We start from the raw sequence: 18,873 nt of genomic DNA, 5'->3' as shown, positions 1-18,873 counted from the left end.
GCGCCTCGGCGTGAACCTCCAGCACCCTGTCCGGAGCGTGCCCGTTTTGCGGGCAACGTTGCCGTAATCTTCGCACGCAATCTGTGCCGTGCTGACCCGGTCCGTTGTGCGGACCTGGGGTCGCAAGAGCCGGATCCGACCAGGTTGAATCAGCCTGATCGGTGAAACCGTCTCTTACTCGTCTGGCCTGATGCGTCGGCGGCGACCTAGGCCGCCGCAAGGAGTCTTTGATGAAGCGTTTCACCTCGATGGTCGGCCTGCTGGCCCTGCTCGCAGCACCGGCCATGGCGGCCGATCCTCGTATGCCCGTGCAGCAATGGCAGCCGGCTTATTCGCAGCCGCGCGCCTATAACTGGAACGGCGTCTATGCCGGTGTGCATGCCGGTGCCTCATTCGACCGTTTCGAGGGGACTGCCAAGAAGAGCCGCAACGAGATCCTGCTCGGCGGCCAGCTCGGCTACAACCTGCAGATGGGTGGTCTCGTCACCGGTCTCGAGGCCGACATCTCGATGAACGGCCTCGGCAAGGGCGCCAAGCGCACGGGAGGCACCAGCGCCGACATGCGCTATGTCAGCACCCTGAAGGCTAGAGCCGGCTTCGCCTTCGATCGCTTCCTGGTCTACGGTCTCGGCGGTGTCGCCTATGGCAGCCTGAAGGCGAGCGACGGCCTGGTCTCGAAGGAGAAGAGCAAGGTCGGCTATGTCGTCGGCGCCGGCGCCGAATACGGCATCACCGACAACCTCTCTGCCAAGCTCGAATACAACTACGTTTCGCTCGGCAAGCAGAACTTCCAGTTCACCACTGGCCGCGCCCGCGTCGGCGTCAACGAGCATCTGGTCAAGGCCGGTCTGAACTACCGGTTCTGATCCTCGAAACTCCGGGGCGGGAGACCGCCCCGGTTTGCCCTGCGGTCTTAATGGCCGCGCCTAGGCATGGATGGAGCGTGATGCGTCTGGATATTTCGCCCCTATTCCGGCATCACGTTCCATCCGTGCACCCTGAAACGACCCCTCAATGCGCGCCTTGATCGTCGAGGACGAGCCACAATTGATGGCTTTCCTGTCCTCGCTCCTCACCAATGCCGGCCTCATCGCCGATCGCACGACGACGATCGATGCGGCGCTGGCCGCCCTGCGCTCGACCCCTTTCGACATCGCCATCATCGACCGGCGCCTGCCCGATGGCGACGGCCTCTCGATCGTCAAGGCGCTGAGCACGGCCGAGACGCGGCCCGCCTTCCTGGTCCTGACCGCTCGTGATGCCAAGGCCGACGTGATCGAGGGCCTGAACACTGGCGCGGACGACTATCTGATCAAGCCCTTCGAGCCGGAGGAGCTGCTGGCGCGCCTGCGCGTCATCCTGCGCCGGCGCCATCCCAAGCGCTCGCTGGTGATCACCGCCGGCAATCTCTCGCTCGACCTCGAGGGGCGCAGTGCCTCCGTCGACTCGGAAATGCTCGACCTGCGCCGGCGCGAGGCGCTGATCCTCGAGGCGCTGGTCCAGCGCGTCGGCCGCGTCGTCACCCGTGACGTCCTGATCGAGGCGGTCTACGGCTTCGATGACCTGATCGAGTCCAACACGCTCGAAGCGCAGATCTCGCGGCTGCGGCGCAAGCTCAAGGAAGCCGGCGCGCGGGTCGAGATCACTTCGCTGCGCGGCATCGGCTACATGATGCGGACATCGGAACTGGCGCAGTAGCGCAAACTCAGCCGCCGCCGGTCTCGCGCGGCGGGAAGACGAGGCGCACCTTGGTGCCGCCGCCTGGCCGGCCGAGGATGGTGAGCGTCCCGCCATGGGCGGCCATGATGTCGCGCACGATCGTCAGGCCGAGCCCGGCGCCGGTGGAGTTCGGCGACATCCGGTTGAAGGGCTCGGTCACCTGCGGGCGATCGGCAACCTCGATTCCCACCCCGTCATCGGCTACCTCGAGCACGGCGCCGTCGATCACCTTCACCAGGATCGTCGATTTCGCCTGGGCATGGCGCAGCGCATTGTCGACCAGGTTGGCGATGGCGGCCCTTACCGTTGGTTCGTTGGCCTCGATCAGCGATTGGCGCTCGCCTTCTTCCTCCAGGGCGACGTCGGCATCGTTGTTCAGGATCATGGGCGCGAGATCGGCCAGGACTGCGCGGGCGATCCGGTTGAGCTGCAGCGGCTCGAACGGCAATTCGGTGCTGTGCAGCCGGGCGAGCTGCAGCATCGACGAGACGATCGTGGTCAGCCGGCTGACGTCGGTGGTGAGCGCGAGCCGCATCTGGTCGTTCGGCAGCGCGTCGATCCGGCCGCGCATCACGGTGAGCGGGGTGCGCAGCTCGTGCGCGACATTGTTCATGAAGCGCCGCTGCACCTCCATGTTCCCGGCGATCTGGTCGAGCGCGGCATTGAGCGCCGTGGTGAGTGGCATCAGCTCGATCGGGGTCTCCTCGGTCGGCAGCAGCCCACGCGGCGCTCTCGGATCGATCCTCGCCGCGGCTTCCGCGGCGCTGCGCAGCCGCTCGCCGATATAGGACACCGACATCGCGATCGCGCCGGCGATCAGGAGGCCGAAGACCACCGAGATCGCCAGGGCCGAGCCGGCGATGGCGCGGAGATAGTGGGCGAGGATCAGGTCCCAGCCGGGCAAGCCGCCCCCGGTGGCCACGATGACGCGGTTGCCGTCCTTCTCGATCACGTCGAAGGCGAGCGCATTGTCGCCGCCGACCCGCATCTGCGCGGCAATCGTCGGACCGTCGAGCCGGATGTCGATCGGCAGGCCCGGCCGCAATTCTGGCGCATACTCGACGACGGAACGTCCATCGGAGACGAGGTACCAAAGCGAGGGGCTGGTACGCTCGATCCGGGTGAGACCGGCGGTCTTCTCGACTTGCAAGGCGTTGCCCGAGGGCTGGCGCACGCTTTGCTGGATGATCTGGGAGGTGACGTCATTGCGCAGGACGCCGGGATCCTCGGTGATCAGGGCAAACGCGATGACGGCGCCGATGAAGGCGGTGAACAGGACGATGCCGAGCAGCGACAGGCGCAGGGTGAGGGCGCGCGACAGGGAGATCATTGCCGGGCTCCGCCGCCATGCCTTGCCGCAGGCAGCGGCTGACTTGCCGGTAGCGCCTGGCGCGGGGGCGATACAGTGTTGTGAGTCGTCACGGCACCTCGATGCGGGTATGGCTTGCGCAACCGGGCGTTCGCCCCTTCCAGTCTCTGCATGGACCGTATCGCCATTGCCGTTCAACTCTCTTCCGGAGCTGCCGGCCTGATGTCTGCGTTGCGCGTCATTTGGAGTTGGCCTTCGCTGCGCGTCATGTTGGCTACGTTGCTGGCCCTCGTGCCGAGCCTCGTGCTCGCACAAGGAGCCGTGACGAAGGGCGAGGTCCGAGCCGGCCAGCTGCCGACGACCCCGCGGCAGGACATCTTCCGCCTCGTCGAGGGCGTCTTCGACACCACCACCAAGACGGTCAGCCTTCCGATCGAACGCTCGCTCGCGCTCTTCGGCGAGCCGAACGCCTATATCGTCGGCGGTGAGCTCAGTGGCTCCTTCGTGCTCGGCGGGCGGCATGGCAGCGGCGAGCTGCGCTTCTCCGACGGCATCCCGGTTCCGGTGACCTGGTCGGCGCTCTCGGTCGGCATCGGCCTCGGCGCCGACTATGGCCGGGTGATCATGCTGGTCTACGGGCTTGATCGCTACGAGGACGTATTCGGCACCTATGCTAGCCTCGGCGGCAGCGCCCATTTCCTTGCCGGCGCCAACGCCACCATCCTGGCCTCCTCCCGGGCGCGGATCGTTCTGATCTCTTCCGGCCTCGGTCTGCGCTTTTCCGGCGATCTCAGCCGCATCGTCATCGAGCCGGCGGGGCCGACCGAGCAGCTGCGTCCGCCGGGCCGGATCTGCGCCACGCCGGCCGATTGCGCGCCGCCGGGCCGCTGACGGATTCTGTGCAGGCAGGGCTCGCCTCCTAGCGGCGGCTGTCGAGCAGGCGGTGCGCCGTGGCATGCAGCTCGTCGAGCTGGCTCGAAATCTCGAGCGCGATCAGGCCCATCTCCCGCTCGTTGGCCGTTCGGCGCACATAGAGCGGCTCCGACCAGAGCACGCAGCCGCGCCCGAAGGGCAGGGCGATGCTGGCCCTGTCCCAGTTGTCGAGGTCGACGCGGGCGCTGGTCACCGCGGCGAAGAGATAGATCGGCCGGCCGGTGGCGCGCGCGAGCTGGACGGCGCCCTTGCCGGCGACGCGGGCGATCTTCGGGACATCGGCGGTCAGGACGAGGCTGGTGCCTTCACGGAGCGCCTCGCGCATCTCGAAGAAGGCGGGAACGGCGCGCTTGACCTTGATCTTCGGGCGGCTCTGCGTGCCCGAGCCACGAATGGCGCGAAAGCCCGCCCGCTCGACCACCGAGGCGACCACCGCCCCGTCGAAATGCAGCGAGGTCAGGATCGCCACCTGCGAGGCGCCGTCGAGTGCGGCGAGGCTGAGCATCTGCTGGCCGTGCCAGGTCAGGGCGATGAAGGGCTCGCGGCTGCGCTCCCACGGTCTCGCGCCCGGGATCGCCGGCTTGAACCGGGTCGTGCGCTGGACGAAGTCGAGATAGACGTGCAAGGCGCGGCCGGCGAACGCCGCAGATTGCCCATTGCCGAATCGCATGATCCGATCTCCACGGTGATTCCGATGGAGGGATCGGCGCGTCGGCTTGCTCCAACATTGCGCGGCCCTGCGGCCGTCTCTTCAGCGCATCATGAATTTGACGATGCGGGCGACGAGCTCCTCATCCTGCCCGGCAAAGCCGTGATGTGCACTGAAGCGGCAGGGATTGGCCTCATCGGCCTGCCCGCCGCTCATCCACTCGACCTGGACGCGCCCGCCTGCCCAGGCCTGGAATGGGGCGACGCCGGCGGGCAGTGTCAAGCGACAGCGATCCTCGCGATGATGCAGGGCGAGCGTGCGCGGCAGCCGGTTCGGCGTCCCCAGGATGCTCTGGACGGTACTATCGCCGGGGCCTGACGCCTTGCTGAGGAGGCCCGAGGTCAGCACCAGCCTATCCGGCATGGCGCCCTCCACGATTCCCTGGGCGGCACGCTGCGTGCCCATGCTGGTGGCGACCACGATCACCGGGCGCTTGATCGCAGCCATGTGGTCGACTGCAGCGGAGAGGCTCGTCCCGAGTTCGGCGAGCAGCACATTGTAGCCCTGCGCGACGAAGGCGTCGCGATTGCGGATCAGGACATTGTCGCCAGCCTTGCCGAAGCGCGCGCCGCTGCCGACCTCGAGGCGGCCATCACCGCCGGCGAGCAGGATCACGCTGCCCTTGGAATGCGCGGCACGGATGAGGATACTGCGGACGCCGGCGATCGTGACGGTCTCGCCGCCCTTGACCGTGATCGGCGTCTCCGCCCGGCCGGTTGACGGGATGGCGAACGACGATAGGACCGCCAGCACGCCGAGGGCGCGCAGGAAACGCTGCTGATATCCGATCATGTTGTTGAGTCACCCATTCACCTGAAAGCGGCACAGAACTGCGCGCGCCACCGTCACCGTGTCGCGCCTGCGCCTGCCGCCTAGGATTCTGTGGCTACATTGCACGAAATGTGCAGCCGGTTTCATCGCCATTCTTCAGGGGAGTGGAGATGCGATGGTCTGGCGGTAGTCAGGGGTGCCCGACAGGATCCGACGGCTGAGGCTCGTGAGCGTGACCTGCAGTCGACCGCAACCCGGGCTGTCGCTATGGCGCGAAAGCCGCCAAGTGAGTCCGCGCGCCCGCGCGAAGCGGTAGGGCTGCGGCAGTCTCAGTTGGCGGGCGGGATGCCGGCCGCTTTCACCAGCTTCCCGATGTCCTCGATCTCCGTGCGCAGGCGCTTGCCGAACTGCTCGCGATCGAGCGGCATCGGCTCCATTCCGACGGTCCGCAGTTTCTCCTGGATTTCGGGCAGGCGCAGCGCCTTCTGTGCCTCGCCATAGAGGCGTTCGATCACGCTTGGCGGCGTCTTGCTCGGCACGAACAGGCCGATCCAGAACTCATAGGCAGAATCCGGCAGCCCGGCCTCCAGCGTCGTCGGAACCTCGGGCAAGGCGGCGACGCGCTTGGAGGTACTGACCGCCAGAGCCGTCAGCGACCCCTCTTTCAGATAAGGGAGTGCCGCGGACAGCGGCAGGAAATAAACGTCGATCTCGCCGGCGAGCAGGCCAGTGATGGCGTCGACCGGGCCCCGATAGGGCACGTGGTGCATCTGCAGCCCGGCGCCGGCCAGCATGCGCAGCGCCGCCAGATGGGATGTGCTGCCGCTGCCCGCCGAGGCGTAGTTCAGGGCACCGGGCTTGGCCTTCGCCGCCTCGACGAGGTCGGCGACGGTCCTGAACCCCTTCTTGGGTGTCGTGACCAGCACGCTCGGCTGGATGCCGAAGGGGATCACCGCCGCAAGATCGCCCATCGTGTCATAGGGGAGCTTGGAATAGAGGGAGGGCGCTATCGCGATCGACGAGGAATGGACCAGGATGGTGTAGCCGTCCGGCGTCGCCTTCGCGACGGTCGCAGCCCCGATCGTGCCACCGGCTCCGACGCGGTTTTCGACCACGATTGGCCGGTCGAGTTGCCTGGACATCTGATCGAGCACGATCCGGCCGACCACGTCGATGGCATTGCCCGCGGCGAGTGGCACGACGGCCGTGATTGGCCGCTCCGGCCAGGCCTGCGCAGCGGCTGGCCCGGCGAGCAAGGCGGGCCACATGGCGCCCAGCGCCAGCAGTTGCCTCGCCCGGCAGATGATGGCGGTCCGGAAACGGTGTTGCTTCATGGCGTTCTCCCGGTGGCATGCGTCTTCAAAGCCTTCGGCCGATTGCTCTTGTGATTCAGCCGGCCAGACCTGGGCGTGCGCCCAGTCGCAGGCCAGCGTTTCACGCGGGCTTCCTGCGATATGAGTGCCGCCGAACCTCTCTGCAATCGATTGCTATCGTATTATCAAATCTCAAGTCAATGCAACGCCGGCTGTCTTGATTTTTGTGTGATTGGCCAGCTATGCCTGCCTTAGTGTCTCGCGTCGATAAACAATCGATTGCTGAATTCGCGCTCAGGAGCCGTGCATGCCCGACGCTCATCAAGATCACGATCTGTCAGTGCTGGCATTCGCCGGGGCGGCGAACTGGCCGATATGGGCCGGATTGGAGCAGGGCCTTTTCAGTCGCCGGAGCCTTCGCCTGACCCATCGCATCGTTCCGAACTCGCGGGTGATGGCACGGGAGCTGTACGACGGCGGCGCGCAGATCGCCTTGACCTCGGTCGACAATGTCGTGGCCTACACTTCGGGGCAGGGCGAGGAGAATTTGCCCGAACGGCCGGACTTCTTCGCGTTCATGGGCGTGGATGACGGGCTGCTGACGCTGGTCGCGAGCCCCGGTATCGAACGCGTGGCGGATCTGCGGGGCCATCGGGTCGCGGTCGATGCCCAGACGACCGGCTTCGCCTTCGTCCTGCGTGAGTTGCTCGACCGTGCCGGTCTGGAGGCCGGCGAGTTCGAGCTGGTCAGCGTCGGTAACGGCGCTCAGCGGCTGCAGGCACTCCTGGCCGGGCAGGTCTCGGCGACCTTGCTCAACACGCCGCTGGACCTGATGGCCGCCGAAGCGGGGATGACCCTGCTGGCGCGAGCCCGCCCCGAATTGGGCAGTTATCAGGGCATTGTGGGCGCTGCCCGGCGCAGCTGGGCGCAGCGGCATCGCGCACGGCTGCGCGACTTCATCGGCGCATTCGCCGAGGCACTGCAATGGCTGGCCGAGAACGAGGCGGCAGCCGTGCGGGTCCTGCGCGAGCATACTCCCGGGCTGAGCGCGCCTGTCGCATCGGCAACATATCGGCAGCTCTTCTCCGAGGGCGGATTTCAGCGGGACCTGCGGATTCAGATACCGGGACTGGCGACCGTCCTGTCGCTGCGGGCCCGCCACGCCGCGTCCATGCTCCCGCTTGGCGATCCCGCTTCCTATTGCGACGAGACGTTCGCAGTTGCGGGCCGGCCTTGAGGCCTAGCGCGGGGCCGAGGTCGAGCCGCGAACGATGAGGCGCGGCGTCAGCATCACCATGCGCGTCGGGATGTCGTCGCGGCGCATGCGCTGGAACAGCAGGTCCGCCGCCTCGCGGCCCATCGCCCGGTGCTCGATCCGGACGGTGGTGAGTGCCGGCGCGACGAGATCCATCAGTGGCATGTCGTTGTGCCCGACGACGGAAACCTCGTCCGGGCAATGCAGGCCCCGATCGCGCAGTGCGTCATAGGCCCCGAGCGCCAGCAGGTCGTTCGCCGCCACGATACCGGTGACCTGCGGGGCCGCCGCAAGGAGCTTGCCGGCAGCCTCGGCGCCCGCCTCACGGGAATAGGCCGTTGCGTTCTGGCTGAAACTCTCCAGCGGGATGGCCTGGTCGCGGATGGCGGCTTCGAAGCCCCTGAGCCGCAGCAGGCCGGTCGACAGCGTCGGCGGCCCGGCGATATGGCCGATCCTGCGATGCCCGAGCGCGACGAGATGGTCGACGGCGAGCTGCATGCCCCGCATGTCGTCGGAGACCACGGCCGAGACACGCGGTTGCGCCTCGGCCCGGTTGACCAGCACGACCGGTACGTTGCGCTCGAGACAGCGGCCGACGAGCGCGTCCTCGCGTGCCGCCGTCGCCAGGATCAGCCCGTCGACGCGGTGGGCGATCAGCCCGTCCAGCAATGCGGTCGGAGGAGGGGAGCCGGGGCCCGCATCGGCGACGATGGTGGAATAGCCGTCCTCGATCAGGCGCTCGGTGATGCCGCTCAGGATCGGGGCGAAGACCGAGTTGGCGATATCGGGAAGCAGCACGCCGACGAGTTGCGAGCGGCCGGTACGCAGGCTCGCGGCCAGATGGTCCGGCTGATAGCCGAGCTTCTGCGCGGCCTGGAGGATGCTGGCGGCGAGTTCCTGGGCCACCATGGATCGCGTCGACGGGTTGAGGGCTCGCGAGACTGTCGAGGAATGTACGCCGGTGAGCTGGGCGACATCCTTGATCGTGACGGGGCGGGCCTTCGGTGGGCTGGGGGGCACGTACGGCCTCTCGCAGAATCTTGCGCAGCCACCCTAGGGGACAACACGGTTGACAGCAATCAGGTGGCCTGCAAACGTTTGCAGATCGAAGCTGGAGCCTCAAGCGTGAAAAAGACATTCATTCGCGGCACGTGGCAGAAGTCGCGCGCGTTCTCTCCCGCCGTCATCACCGAAGGCGGAAAAACCGTCTGGATTGCTGGCCATACCGGGCAGAAGGACGCATCGGGCCGTTCGCTGGCCGGCGACTTCGAGGCTCAGACATACCAGACCTTCAGCAATATCGAGGAGACCCTCAAGGAGGCGGGGGCGTCCCTGAAGGACATCGTCACGATGACGGTCTTCCTCACCGATCCGCGTCATACGACCCGCATGACCGAGATCCGCAACGAGGTGTTCGGATCGGATTTTCCAGCGAGCGCGGCCATCACCGTGACGGGATTCGCCGATCCCACCATGCTGATCGAGATCCAGGGCGTTGCAGTGGTGGCCGAGTGAGCTGCCCGGCGCCGGGCGAGGCTGTCTCGTCCGGCGGCGCGTACCGACCGTGCATCGTTTTGCAGAACTGGGAAAATGGTGGGCGGCACAGGGATCGAACCTGTGACCCCTCCCGTGTGAAGGGAGTGCTCTACCGCTGAGCTAGCCGCCCGGACCGCGCTGTTCCTAGTGGGGTCGGCCTGCGCCGTCAAGAATGAGTAGCAAGCGCCGGCTGGCCATTGGTCAGACTGCGGACCGCCTGGGGTAGTTCGCTGAAGTGCTGGATCACCAGATCGGGCGCGAGCGCCTCGACCGGCACGTCGGTATAGCCGAACGGCACGCAGACCACCGGGATTCCCGCGGCGCGCGCCGTGTCCACATCGGTGCGCGAATCGCCGATCATCACCGCGCGGGCCGGATCGGCCCCGGCCTGCGTGATCGTCTGCGTCAGATGGCGCGGGTCGGGCTTGCAGAAGGCGAAGCTGTCGCGCCCGGCGATGGCGGCGAAGCGGTCGGTCAGGCCGACCGCATCGAGGAAGAGCTTGGTGTGCAGGATCGGCTTGTTGGTGCAGACGGCGAAGACGAAGCCGTCTGCAGCCAGCGTATCGAGCGCGGCGACGACACCGTCATGGACATAGCTGTCCTGTGCGATCGCGCCGGCATAGATCGTCAGGAATTCCTGGAACAACTGCTCCAGCTTCTCGGCCTCGAGCGGCCGGCCGCTGACCTTGAAGCCGCGCTCGATCAGCGCCCGCGCGCCGGCGCCGACCAGCTCGCGCGCGCGCTCGAGCGGCAAAGCCGCAAGCCCCTCCTGTTCGAGGATGACGTTCAGCGTGCGCATGATGTCGGGAGCGGTCTCGGCGAGCGTGCCGTCGAGATCGAAGACGACGATCGGGGGAAGCGACATGGGCGATCCTGTGGCGTGGCCATCCGCATAAAGGCCGGCCGTCGCGGCTTGGCAAGGCTTGAGACGGAAGGGGTGCCATGTCGTCGTCACCTTGCCGCAATCGCGATGATACGGCTTCCCCGGCATGATAGGGTGCGGGCGAATCGTCGAAAGGGGTCGTAGCGGTGTCGAAACTGTCGAGCTGTTCCAGAAGCTCCCTCCGCCGGGCGCTGGGCGTCGGCCTGTTCGTCTTGCCGGCCTTGGGGGCGGCGCTCGCCGCGCCCTTCGAGTTCGCACCGGCGCCGCAAACCGACCTCAACCGCGTCTATCGCATCGACAAGGCGACCGGCGAGGTCGGTGCCTGCCAGTTCCAGCTCAAGGAGGGCGGCGTCGGCGTCACCGTTTGCTTCCCGGCCGGGGAGGGAGCGGGACCGCAGGCGCCGAGCGACTATGTGCTCGTCCCGTCGCGCCATGAGCGCGAGGGCGGCATCTTCCGCGCCAATGTCCGCACCGGCGAGCTCAGCGTCTGCTACGTCTTCGACGACAAGGTCGTCTGCACGCCGATGGCGAAGTAGCGGCTGCCGGCGGGCTGGTGGCCGAACGGTAACTGCAATCGGCGCACCGCCTGCATGCGGCGTTTTGCTATCGGCAAGCGCTCCCGCTGCGTGCTAGAGCCCCGGCCACCCGTTCATGACGCCGGAGGCTCGTATGCTCGCGCTCAAGGATCCCTCGCTGCTGCGCTCGCAGTGCTTCATCGACGGCGCCTGGATCGGCGAGGGCGTCGATCCGGTCGACAATCCCGCGACCGGCGAGGTGCTGGCCAAGGTGCCGCGTTTCGGCGCTGACGAGACCACCGCTGCGGTCGAGGCCGCCTCGCGCGCCTTCAAGCCCTGGGCGAAGAAATCGGCCAAGGAGCGCTCGCTCATCCTGCGCAAATGGTTCGATCTGATCATGGCGAACCAGGAGGACCTGGCGCAGATCATGACGGCCGAGCAGGGCAAGCCGCTGGCCGAGGCGCGCGGCGAGGTCGCCTATGCCGCCTCCTTCGTCGAGTTCTATGCCGAGGAAGCCAAGCGCATCTATGGCGAGACCATTCCCTCGCCCTTCCCGAATTCGCGCATCATCGTCGCCAAGCAGCCGGTCGGCGTCTGCGCCGCGATCACGCCCTGGAACTTCCCGGCGGCGATGATCACCCGCAAATGCGCGCCGGGCCTGGCGGCGGGCTGCACCTTCGTGGTCAAGCCGGCCCCGGACACCCCGCTGACGGCGCTCGCGCTGGTCGAGCTTGCCGAGCGGGCGGGTTTCCCCAAGGGCGTGATCAACATCGTCACCGGCGATGCGGTCGCGATCGGCGGCGTGATGACCTCCCATCCGGCCGTGCGCTTCATCGGCTTCACCGGCTCGACGCCGGTCGGCAAGCTCTTGATGCAGCAGGCGGCCACGACGGTGAAGAAGGTCGGGCTCGAGCTCGGTGGCAATGCGCCCTTCATCGTCTTCGACGATGCCGATCTCGACAAGGCGGTCGAGGGCGCGATCATCGCCAAGTTCCGCAACATGGGCCAGACCTGCGTCTGCACCAACCGGCTCTTCGTCCAGGACGGGATCCATGACGACTTCGTCGCCAAGTTCGCTGGCGATGTCGCCAGGATGAAGGTCGGCAACGGTGTCGAGGTCGGCGTCGTGCAGGGCCCGCTGATCAACGAGCGCGCGGTCGAGAAGGTCGAGCGCCACGTCGCCGATGCCGTCGCCAATGGCGCCAGGGTGATGGTCGGCGGCCGCCGCCATGCGCTCGGCCGCACCTTCTACGAGCCGACCGTGATCTCCGGTGTGACCACGAAGATGCTGGTCACCACCGAGGAGACCTTCGGGCCAATCGCGCCGATCTATCGCTTCAAGAGCGAGGACGAAGTCGTGGCGATGGCGAACGACACGCCCTTCGGCCTGGCCGCCTATTTCTACACCAGGGATCTCGGCCGCGCCTTCCGCGTCGCCGAGGAGCTCGAATACGGCATGGTCGGCGTCAACTCGGCCATTCTCGGCACCGAGGTCGCGCCCTTCGGCGGCGTCAAGGAATCCGGCCTCGGCCGCGAGGGCTCGCTCCACGGCATCGAGGAGTTCGTAGAGATCAAGTACATGCTGATGGGTGGGCTCGGCGCGTGAGCGAGGATCTGAAGAAGGCGGCCGCTCTGGCGGCACTGGAGCTGGTGCAGCCGGGCATGCGGCTTGGTCTGGGCACTGGCTCGACCGCGAAGCTCTTCGTCGACGGACTCGGGGCGAAGGTTGCCGCCGGCCTTGAGGTGCTTTGTGTCGCGACCTCGGAGGCAACGCAGGCGCAGGCACTCGGTCTCGGTATCCCGATGTCGACGCTCGACGAGACGCCTGAGCTCGACCTCACGATCGATGGCGCCGACGAGCTCGACAGCGCCTTGCGCCTGATCAAGGGCGGTGGCGCGGCGCATCTGCGCGAGAAGATCGTTGCTGCCGCCTCGAAGCGCATGGTCGTGATCGCCGATACCGGCAAGCAGGTCGAGACGCTCGGCCGCTTCCCGCTGCCGATCGAGGTCGTGCCCTTCGGGCTCGAGGCGACGCGCCGGGCGGTTGCGGCCGCGATCGCGTCGTCGGGCGCGCATGGCGAGCTCAAGCTGCGCAAGCGTCCCGATGGGGCGACGCTGCTGACTGACGGCGGCCACTACATCCTCGACGCGCATCTGGGCCGGATCGAGCTGCCCGAGGTGCTGGGACTGGCGCTCAACCAGGTTCCCGGCGTGGTCGAGCACGGCCTTTTCCTCGGCCTGGCGACGGCAGCCTTCCTCGCGGGTGCCGATGGCGTGCGCGTCCTTGGCGATCCCGCAGCCGAGCGCGGCTGACGGGCGTGGAACGGCGTAGTCCGGCCGCAAAAGTGGTTTCCACTTTGGCTGGACATGTTCTAAGAGCGGCCGGCGGCTCGCCCCGGTCAGGGACGTTGCCGCACCAGAATAATGGAATCGCCGCATTCCGGACGATCGACCAAGGGGTAACCGCATGATCCGTCACAGCCTGGCAGGTGCGCTTCTTTCGCTGGCGTTGTTCGCCGTGCCCGCGCTGGCGCAGCAGGCGCCGACGCCGGAGCATCTCAAGGCCGCCCGTGAGGTCGTGATCTCCTCCGGCCTGTCGCAATCCTTCGACTCGATCTATGCCGAATTCACCACCGGCGTCCGTCAGAACATCGGCTCGACCCGGCCCGAGCTGAAGAAGGACATGGACGAGGTCCTCACCGCGCTCAAGGCCGAGTCGGACCTGCGCCGTGAAGAGATCGTCGATTCCTCGGCCCGTATTTTTGCGAGCAAGATGACTGAGGCCGACCTCAAGGAAGTCGCCGCCTTCTTTAACTCGCCGGTCGGCCAGCGCTACAATTCCTATCGCCCGCAGGTGATCGACGAGATCTTCGCGCTGCTGCAGCCCTGGAGCACCGCGACCAGCAACCGGCTCTTCGATCTCTTCCAGGCCGAGATGCGCAAGCGCGGCCACCAGCTCTGAGCGGAAAATTCCCGCAAATGATAAAAAGGCCGCCGGCGAGACCGGCGGCCTTTTTTCGTTTGGCCGAGCCTCAGTTCACCGGGCCGGCGCCGCCGATATCCTCCATCGTCGGATCGCTCGGCCGCACCCCCGTGGCCCGGTTGACCATCACGGTTACCACCCAGAGCACGATGCCGATGCCGATCAGGATGCCGGCGATCTTGTACTGGACCGGGTCGCGCCCGGTCCAGGGACCGGCGAAGAAGGCGCAGAAGATCGCCCCGGCGATCGGCAGGATCGTCGGCGTGCGGAAATGCTCATGGTCGACCGTGTCCTTGCGCAGCATCAGCACGGTGATGTTGACCACGGTGAAGACGCAGAGCAGCAGCAGCGCCGTCGTGCCGCCGAGCGCCGGCACAGTGCCGACGAAGGTGATCAGCGCGAAGGCGAGCAGCGTGGTGAAGGCGATCGCCACATAGGGCGAGCGCCGCGTTGGGTGGACCTTGCCGAGCACTGGCGGCAGCACGTGCTCGCGGCTCATGCCGTAGACCAGCCGGCTCGCCATCAGCATGTTGATCAGGGCGCTGTTGGCGACGGCGAACATGGTGATGAAGCCGAAGATCCAGATCGGGAAGTTGGGTGCGCCGGCCGCGACCACCTTGAGCAGCGGCGTCTCGCCCTCGCCAAGCTGTTCCGGCGAGACCAGCGTGATCGCCGAGACCGAGACCAGCACATAGATCGTGCCGGTGATGACGAGGCCGGCGAGCAGGATCTTCGGGAAGGTCCGCGTCGGGTCCTTGGTCTCCTCGGCCATGTTGACCGAGTCCTCGAAGCCGACCATGGCGAAGAAGGCGAGGGTGGTCGCCGCGATCACCGGCCAGAACATGCCGCCATCGCCGGCCGGCTTGAACTGGGTGATGCGCGAGACGTCGCCTTGGCCGGCGGCGATCGCCCACAGGCCGACGAAGATCACGATCAAGAGGCCGGTCAGCTCGACGCAGGTCAGTACGACATTGGCCTTCACGCTCTCGCCGACGCCGCGGAAATTGATCGCCGCCACCAGCGCCATGAAGGCGAGGCCGACGATGGTGATGCCGATGCCGCCGGCGAGGTTGAGCCCGAAGGCATGGGACATGTTGGCGGCGAAGGCCCGCGAGGCGGTCGAGGCCGAGGTGATGCCCGAGCACATCACCGCGAAGGCGACGATGAAGGTGACGAAATGGATGCCGAAGGCCTTGTGCGTATAGAGCGCGGCGCCTGCGGCGCGCGGGTACTTGGTGACCAGTTCGAGATAGCTGAAGGCCGTGATCATCGCGACGACGAAGGCGACCAGGAAGGGCAGCCAGACGACGCCGCCGACCTGTTTCGCCACCTGGCCGGTGAGCGCGTAGATGCCGGTGCCGAGAATATCGCCGACGATGAAAAGCAGCAGCAGCCAGGGACCCATCACGCGATGGAGACTTGGTTCGGCGGCTTCGGCCTGCGTTGCGGTGGAGGGGGGTAGCGTCGCGTCGCTCATGGTTCATCCTCGCTCGACGGGCCTGAAGGCCGGTGAAGAGGAGAACACAGTCACGCCATCTTTGTTCAAGCGCAACCGGGGCGTGCCGCACCGGTTGCGCGTCGCGTTATTCAGTCGTCCGAGGCCTTGAACTTGTTCAATCCCTTCATCACGAAGGGCGCGACCAGGGCGATGAAGGCGATGCCGAGCAGCGTCGCCGAGCCGGGGTTCTCTAGCAGGATCATCGGGTCGCCGAGGCTGATCTGCAAAGCGCGGCGCAGCTGCGCCTCGGCCATTGGCCCGAGGATCAGCCCGACCACCATCGGCGCGACCGGGTAATCGTAGCGCCGCATCAGATAGCCGATATAGCCGAAGCCGAAGAGCATGCCGAGCTCGACCGGCGAGGGGTTGACCGCGAGGGTGCCCATGGTCGCGAAGACCAGGATGCCGGCATAGAGCCAGGGCTGCGGGATCGCCAGCAATCGCACCCACAACCCGATCAGCGGCAGGTTCAGGATCACCAGCATGACGTTGGCGATGAACAGCGAGGCGATCAGGCCCCAGACCAGGTCCGGCTTTTCGGCGAACAGCAGCGGGCCGGGATTGAGCCCGTATTGCTGGAAGCCTGCGAGCATGATCGCGGCCGTCGCCGACGTCGGCAGGCCGAGCGTCAGCAGCGGCACCAGCGTGCCGGCGGCCGAAGCGTTGTTGGCGGCTTCCGGCCCGGCGACACCTTCGATCGCGCCCTTGCCGAACTCCTCCGGATATTTGCAGAGCTTCTTCTCGGTCGAATAGCTGAGGAAGGTCGGCACCTCGGCGCCGCCAGCCGGCAGCGCGCCGATCGGGAAGCCGAAGGCCGTGCCGCGCAGCCAGGGCGCCCAGGAGCGCTTCCAGTCCTGCTTGTTCATCCAGAGCGAGCCCTTGATCGGGATGATCTCCTCCGGCTCGCGCCAGCGCTTGGAGGCGACATAGAGCGCCTCGCCGACGGCGAAGAGGCCGACCGCCAGCGTCGTCACCTCGACGCCGTTGAGCAGCTCGGGCACGCCGAAGGTCAGGCGCGCCTGGCCGGTCAGCTTGTCGATGCCGATGAGGCCAAGCAGCATGCCGAGGAACAGGCTGGTCAGGCCGCGCAGGGGCGAATCGCCGAAGGTCGCCGACACCGTGACGAAGGCGAGGATCATCAGGGCGAAATAGTCCCAGGGCCCGAACTTGATCGCGAGTTCGACCAGCCAGGGCGCCAGGAAGGCGAGGCCGATCGTCGCGATCAGGCCGGCGACGAAGGAGCCGATCGCCGCCGTCGCCAGCGCCGGGCCGCCGCGGCCGGCCTTGGCCATCTTCGAGCCTTCGAGCGCGGTTGCGAGCGAGGCGCTCTCGCCCGGCGCGTTGAGCAGGATGGCGGTGGTCGAGCCGCCATACATGCCGCCATAGTAGATGCCGGCGAACATGATCAGCGAGCCGGCCGGGTCGAGCTTGAAGGTCACCGGCAGCAAGAGCGCCACGGTGAGCGCCGGGCCGATGCCGGGCAGCACGCCGACGGCGGTGCCGAGAAAGACGCCGATCAGGCAGAACAGCAGCTTGGAGGGCTCGATGGCGACGGAGAAGCCGTTGGCGAGCGAGAGCAGGGTGTCCATCTTACGAGCCTCCTCAGCTCAGCAGCGCTTCGAGCGGCCCGGCCGGTAACGACAGGGTCAGGAGCTTGAGGAAGACGATGTAGATCACGGTACCCATCACTGCCCCGATGACGATGTCGACGGGGAGCGCGTCGCGCCCGAAGCCGCGCGCCGTGCAGGCGAAGATGATCGCGGTGGCGATGATGAAGCCGCCGCCCAGCGCGATGCAGGCGACCAGCCCGACGAGGCCGCCGATGATCCAGAGCAACGCCTTGCCGTCGGCCTCTTCCGGCTTCGGCAGGCCGTCCTTGAGGGCGACGATGAAATGCGCCAGCCCGAGCACGGTGAGGCCGGCGCAGACGACATACGGCATCGCGGTCGGCCCGACTCCATAGTTGGAGGTGATGGTCTGGCGCGAGGCATCGAAGGCGACGATCGCCGCCGCAGCGAGCAGCAGGAGCCCGACGATAAGGGCCGGGCGGTCGATGGAGCGGGACATGGGCGCGACCGTCTGTCTGGAGCGAAGGTGACAAAGGGCGGGCGGCCTCGCGGCTGCCCGCCCTCGATTGACGTCTCAGGAGGGCCTTACTTCACCAGGCCGACATCCTTCATGACCTTTTCGACGCGAGCCGTCTCGGTCTTCAGGAAGCTGTCGAACTCGGCGCTGGCGAGATAGGCATCATCCCAGCCGCGCGCCTTGAGGATTTCGGTCCACTCCTTCGACTTGACCATCTTGTCGACCGCGCCGGAGAGGTCCTTCTTCTGCGCGTCGCTGAGGCCCGGAGGAGCGACGACCGAGCGCCAGTTCAGCAGCTCGAGATTGACGCCGCCTTCCTTCAGGGTCGGGGCATCCGGAGCGTTCTCCAGGCGCTTGCTGGCGCTGACGCCGATCACGCGCAGCTTGCCGGCCTTGATCTGGCCTTCGAACTCGCCATAGCCGGAGATGCCGGCGGTGACGCGCCCGCCGAGCATGGCTGCGAGTGCCTCGCCGCCGCCGGAGAACGGGATGTAGTTGATCTTCTTCGCGTCGCCGCCGGCGGCCTCGGCGAAGAGCGCGGCGAGGATGTGGTCGGCGCCGCCGGCCGAGCCGCCGGCCCAGGTCACCTTGGCCGGGTCAGCCTTGACGCGGTCGGCGAGGTCCTTGGCGTTCTTGACCGGCGAATCCGTCGGCACGACGATGACCAGTGCCTCGGCGGTCAGCCGGGCGATCGGCGTGACCTGCGTCAGGTTCACCGGCGACTTGTTGAGCAGGATCGCGCCGACCATGACGAAGCCGTTGACCATCAGCTGATGGCCGTCGCCCTTGGCGTTGATCAGCTGGGCGAGGCCGATCGTGCCGCCGGCGCCGGTGACGTTGGTCACCTGGGCGCTCTTGGCGATGCCGGCGGCCATCAGCGCCTGCTGCATCGAGCGCGCCGTGCCGTCCCAGCCGCCACCCGGGGCGGCGGGAGCCATGATCTTCAGCTCCATCTGGGCGAAGGCGGCCGTGGTGAGGCCAGCCAGAGCGACGGCGGCTACGGCCCCGCGCTTGAAGAAGGACGTGAGCATAGTTACCTCCCGAGTGGCGCGTTTGACGCGCCGATTGCCGACGCTCGCCTGTGGCACTGCATCAGACCGCGGATCAATTGCGCCTGATTGCATAATCACAAGTCAAGATGTTTCGCGTGAGAGGCCTGCGGGCGCAGGAAAATTCGACGAATGGTGACCCTGATTTCGCCGAAGGTCGTAAGCCTCAGGCGGGAATTCGCGTCGCTGTTTCGAGCACCGTTGCAAAGCGGTGAGCACATCTGCAGAACATGCGCTAGGCGCGGCATGTCCCATCGCGTAAGCCCCGGCGCATGAGTCAAACCTCTCCCTCCGCCCATACAGGCACTTCGCCGT

At 66.9% G+C, this 18,873-nt stretch carries 19 protein-coding genes and 1 tRNA gene; 9 read left to right on the top strand and 11 right to left on the bottom strand.

Annotated elements, in window-relative coordinates; translation table 11 throughout:
* Positions 1–230 precede the first annotated feature (230 nt).
* Both AC07O0_RS25980 and AC07O0_RS25975 read left to right on the top strand, forming a co-directional pair.
* Complete coding sequence (locus tag AC07O0_RS25980; RefSeq protein ID WP_494627057.1) at positions 231–866, top strand: outer membrane protein; 636 nt, start codon at positions 231–233, stop codon at positions 864–866.
* A gap of 148 nt (positions 867–1,014) precedes the next feature.
* Entirely contained in the window at positions 1,015–1,698 is a 684-nt protein-coding gene (locus tag AC07O0_RS25975) for a response regulator transcription factor (RefSeq protein ID WP_494627055.1), read from the top strand.
* A 7-nt stretch (positions 1,699–1,705) separates the two neighbouring features.
* Here the strand turns inward: AC07O0_RS25975 and AC07O0_RS25970 are convergent, their stop codons facing one another.
* Positions 1,706–3,049, bottom strand: coding sequence for a sensor histidine kinase (locus tag AC07O0_RS25970; RefSeq protein ID WP_494627053.1), 1,344 nt, complete (start codon positions 3,047–3,049; stop codon positions 1,706–1,708).
* Between the two features lie 246 nt (positions 3,050–3,295).
* Here AC07O0_RS25970 and AC07O0_RS25965 point away from each other — a divergent pair, with 246 nt between their 5' ends.
* Positions 3,296–3,919 (top strand): EipA family protein, encoded by a 624-nt coding sequence (locus AC07O0_RS25965; protein ID WP_494627051.1) that lies wholly within the window; start codon positions 3,296–3,298, stop codon positions 3,917–3,919.
* 28 nt (positions 3,920–3,947) lie between these two features.
* Here AC07O0_RS25965 and AC07O0_RS25960 read toward each other — a convergent pair whose 3' ends face one another.
* The 3 genes from AC07O0_RS25960 to AC07O0_RS25950 form a co-directional block, all read right to left on the bottom strand.
* Positions 3,948–4,631, bottom strand: a complete 684-nt coding sequence (locus AC07O0_RS25960) for a lysophospholipid acyltransferase family protein (RefSeq protein WP_494627050.1) — start codon at positions 4,629–4,631, stop codon at positions 3,948–3,950.
* Positions 4,632–4,712: 81 nt separating this feature from the next.
* Positions 4,713–5,462 carry an alpha/beta hydrolase gene (locus tag AC07O0_RS25955; protein ID WP_494627048.1) on the bottom strand — a complete coding sequence of 250 codons (750 nt, stop codon included), beginning with the start codon at positions 5,460–5,462 and terminating at the stop codon, positions 4,713–4,715.
* Between the two features lie 308 nt (positions 5,463–5,770).
* Positions 5,771–6,775, bottom strand: coding sequence for a Bug family tripartite tricarboxylate transporter substrate binding protein (locus AC07O0_RS25950; protein WP_494627046.1), 1,005 nt, complete (start codon positions 6,773–6,775; stop codon positions 5,771–5,773).
* Between the two features lie 286 nt (positions 6,776–7,061).
* On the opposite strand from AC07O0_RS25950, the gene AC07O0_RS25945 reads away from it, so the two are divergent.
* Positions 7,062–7,991, top strand: coding sequence for an ABC transporter substrate-binding protein (locus tag AC07O0_RS25945; RefSeq protein ID WP_494627044.1), 930 nt, complete (start codon positions 7,062–7,064; stop codon positions 7,989–7,991).
* 3 nt (positions 7,992–7,994) lie between these two features.
* Here AC07O0_RS25945 and AC07O0_RS25940 read toward each other — a convergent pair whose 3' ends face one another.
* On the bottom strand, positions 7,995–9,029 hold the full coding sequence (locus AC07O0_RS25940; RefSeq protein WP_494627042.1) for a LacI family DNA-binding transcriptional regulator: 1,035 nt from the start codon (positions 9,027–9,029) through the stop codon (positions 7,995–7,997).
* A 105-nt stretch (positions 9,030–9,134) separates the two neighbouring features.
* Here AC07O0_RS25940 and AC07O0_RS25935 point away from each other — a divergent pair, with 105 nt between their 5' ends.
* Positions 9,135–9,524 (top strand): RidA family protein, encoded by a 390-nt coding sequence (locus AC07O0_RS25935; RefSeq protein ID WP_494627040.1) that lies wholly within the window; start codon positions 9,135–9,137, stop codon positions 9,522–9,524.
* Positions 9,525–9,600: 76 nt separating this feature from the next.
* Here AC07O0_RS25935 and AC07O0_RS25930 read toward each other — a convergent pair.
* Positions 9,601–9,675, bottom strand: a tRNA-Val gene (locus AC07O0_RS25930).
* Positions 9,676–9,711: 36 nt separating this feature from the next.
* Positions 9,712–10,410 carry an HAD family hydrolase gene (locus AC07O0_RS25925; RefSeq protein WP_494627038.1) on the bottom strand — a complete coding sequence of 233 codons (699 nt, stop codon included), beginning with the start codon at positions 10,408–10,410 and terminating at the stop codon, positions 9,712–9,714.
* Between the two features lie 209 nt (positions 10,411–10,619).
* On the opposite strand from AC07O0_RS25925, the gene AC07O0_RS25920 reads away from it, so the two are divergent.
* From AC07O0_RS25920 to AC07O0_RS25905, 4 genes are all read left to right on the top strand, one after another.
* Positions 10,620–10,964, top strand: coding sequence for a hypothetical protein (locus tag AC07O0_RS25920; RefSeq protein ID WP_454026963.1), 345 nt, complete (start codon positions 10,620–10,622; stop codon positions 10,962–10,964).
* Between the two features lie 133 nt (positions 10,965–11,097).
* Positions 11,098–12,549: an NAD-dependent succinate-semialdehyde dehydrogenase gene (locus AC07O0_RS25915; protein WP_494627036.1), complete on the top strand. Its 1,452-nt coding sequence runs from the start codon at positions 11,098–11,100 to the stop codon at positions 12,547–12,549.
* Positions 12,546–13,256: a ribose-5-phosphate isomerase RpiA gene (rpiA, locus tag AC07O0_RS25910; protein WP_494627034.1), complete on the top strand. Its 711-nt coding sequence runs from the start codon at positions 12,546–12,548 to the stop codon at positions 13,254–13,256. Before AC07O0_RS25915 ends, rpiA begins: the two co-directional genes overlap by 4 nt.
* 154 nt (positions 13,257–13,410) lie before the next feature.
* Positions 13,411–13,905 carry a DUF2059 domain-containing protein gene (locus AC07O0_RS25905; protein ID WP_494627033.1) on the top strand — a complete coding sequence of 165 codons (495 nt, stop codon included), beginning with the start codon at positions 13,411–13,413 and terminating at the stop codon, positions 13,903–13,905.
* A 70-nt stretch (positions 13,906–13,975) separates the two neighbouring features.
* Here the strand turns inward: AC07O0_RS25905 and AC07O0_RS25900 are convergent, their stop codons facing one another.
* From AC07O0_RS25900 to AC07O0_RS25885, 4 genes are all read right to left on the bottom strand, one after another.
* Positions 13,976–15,403, bottom strand: coding sequence for an APC family permease (locus AC07O0_RS25900; RefSeq protein WP_494627031.1), 1,428 nt, complete (start codon positions 15,401–15,403; stop codon positions 13,976–13,978).
* Positions 15,404–15,513: 110 nt separating this feature from the next.
* Entirely contained in the window at positions 15,514–17,013 is a 1,500-nt protein-coding gene (locus AC07O0_RS25895) for a tripartite tricarboxylate transporter permease (RefSeq protein ID WP_494627029.1), read from the bottom strand.
* Positions 17,014–17,026: 13 nt separating this feature from the next.
* On the bottom strand, positions 17,027–17,491 hold the full coding sequence (locus AC07O0_RS25890) for a tripartite tricarboxylate transporter TctB family protein (RefSeq protein WP_494627027.1): 465 nt from the start codon (positions 17,489–17,491) through the stop codon (positions 17,027–17,029).
* 86 nt (positions 17,492–17,577) lie between these two features.
* Positions 17,578–18,540 (bottom strand): Bug family tripartite tricarboxylate transporter substrate binding protein, encoded by a 963-nt coding sequence (locus tag AC07O0_RS25885; protein ID WP_494627025.1) that lies wholly within the window; start codon positions 18,538–18,540, stop codon positions 17,578–17,580.
* Positions 18,541–18,873: the final 333 nt, after the last annotated feature.

The sequence above is a fragment of the Allobosea sp. GW821-FHT10B12 genome (genome assembly GCF_059415545.1).
This window is presented reverse-complemented; position numbering and strand designations above follow the sequence as displayed.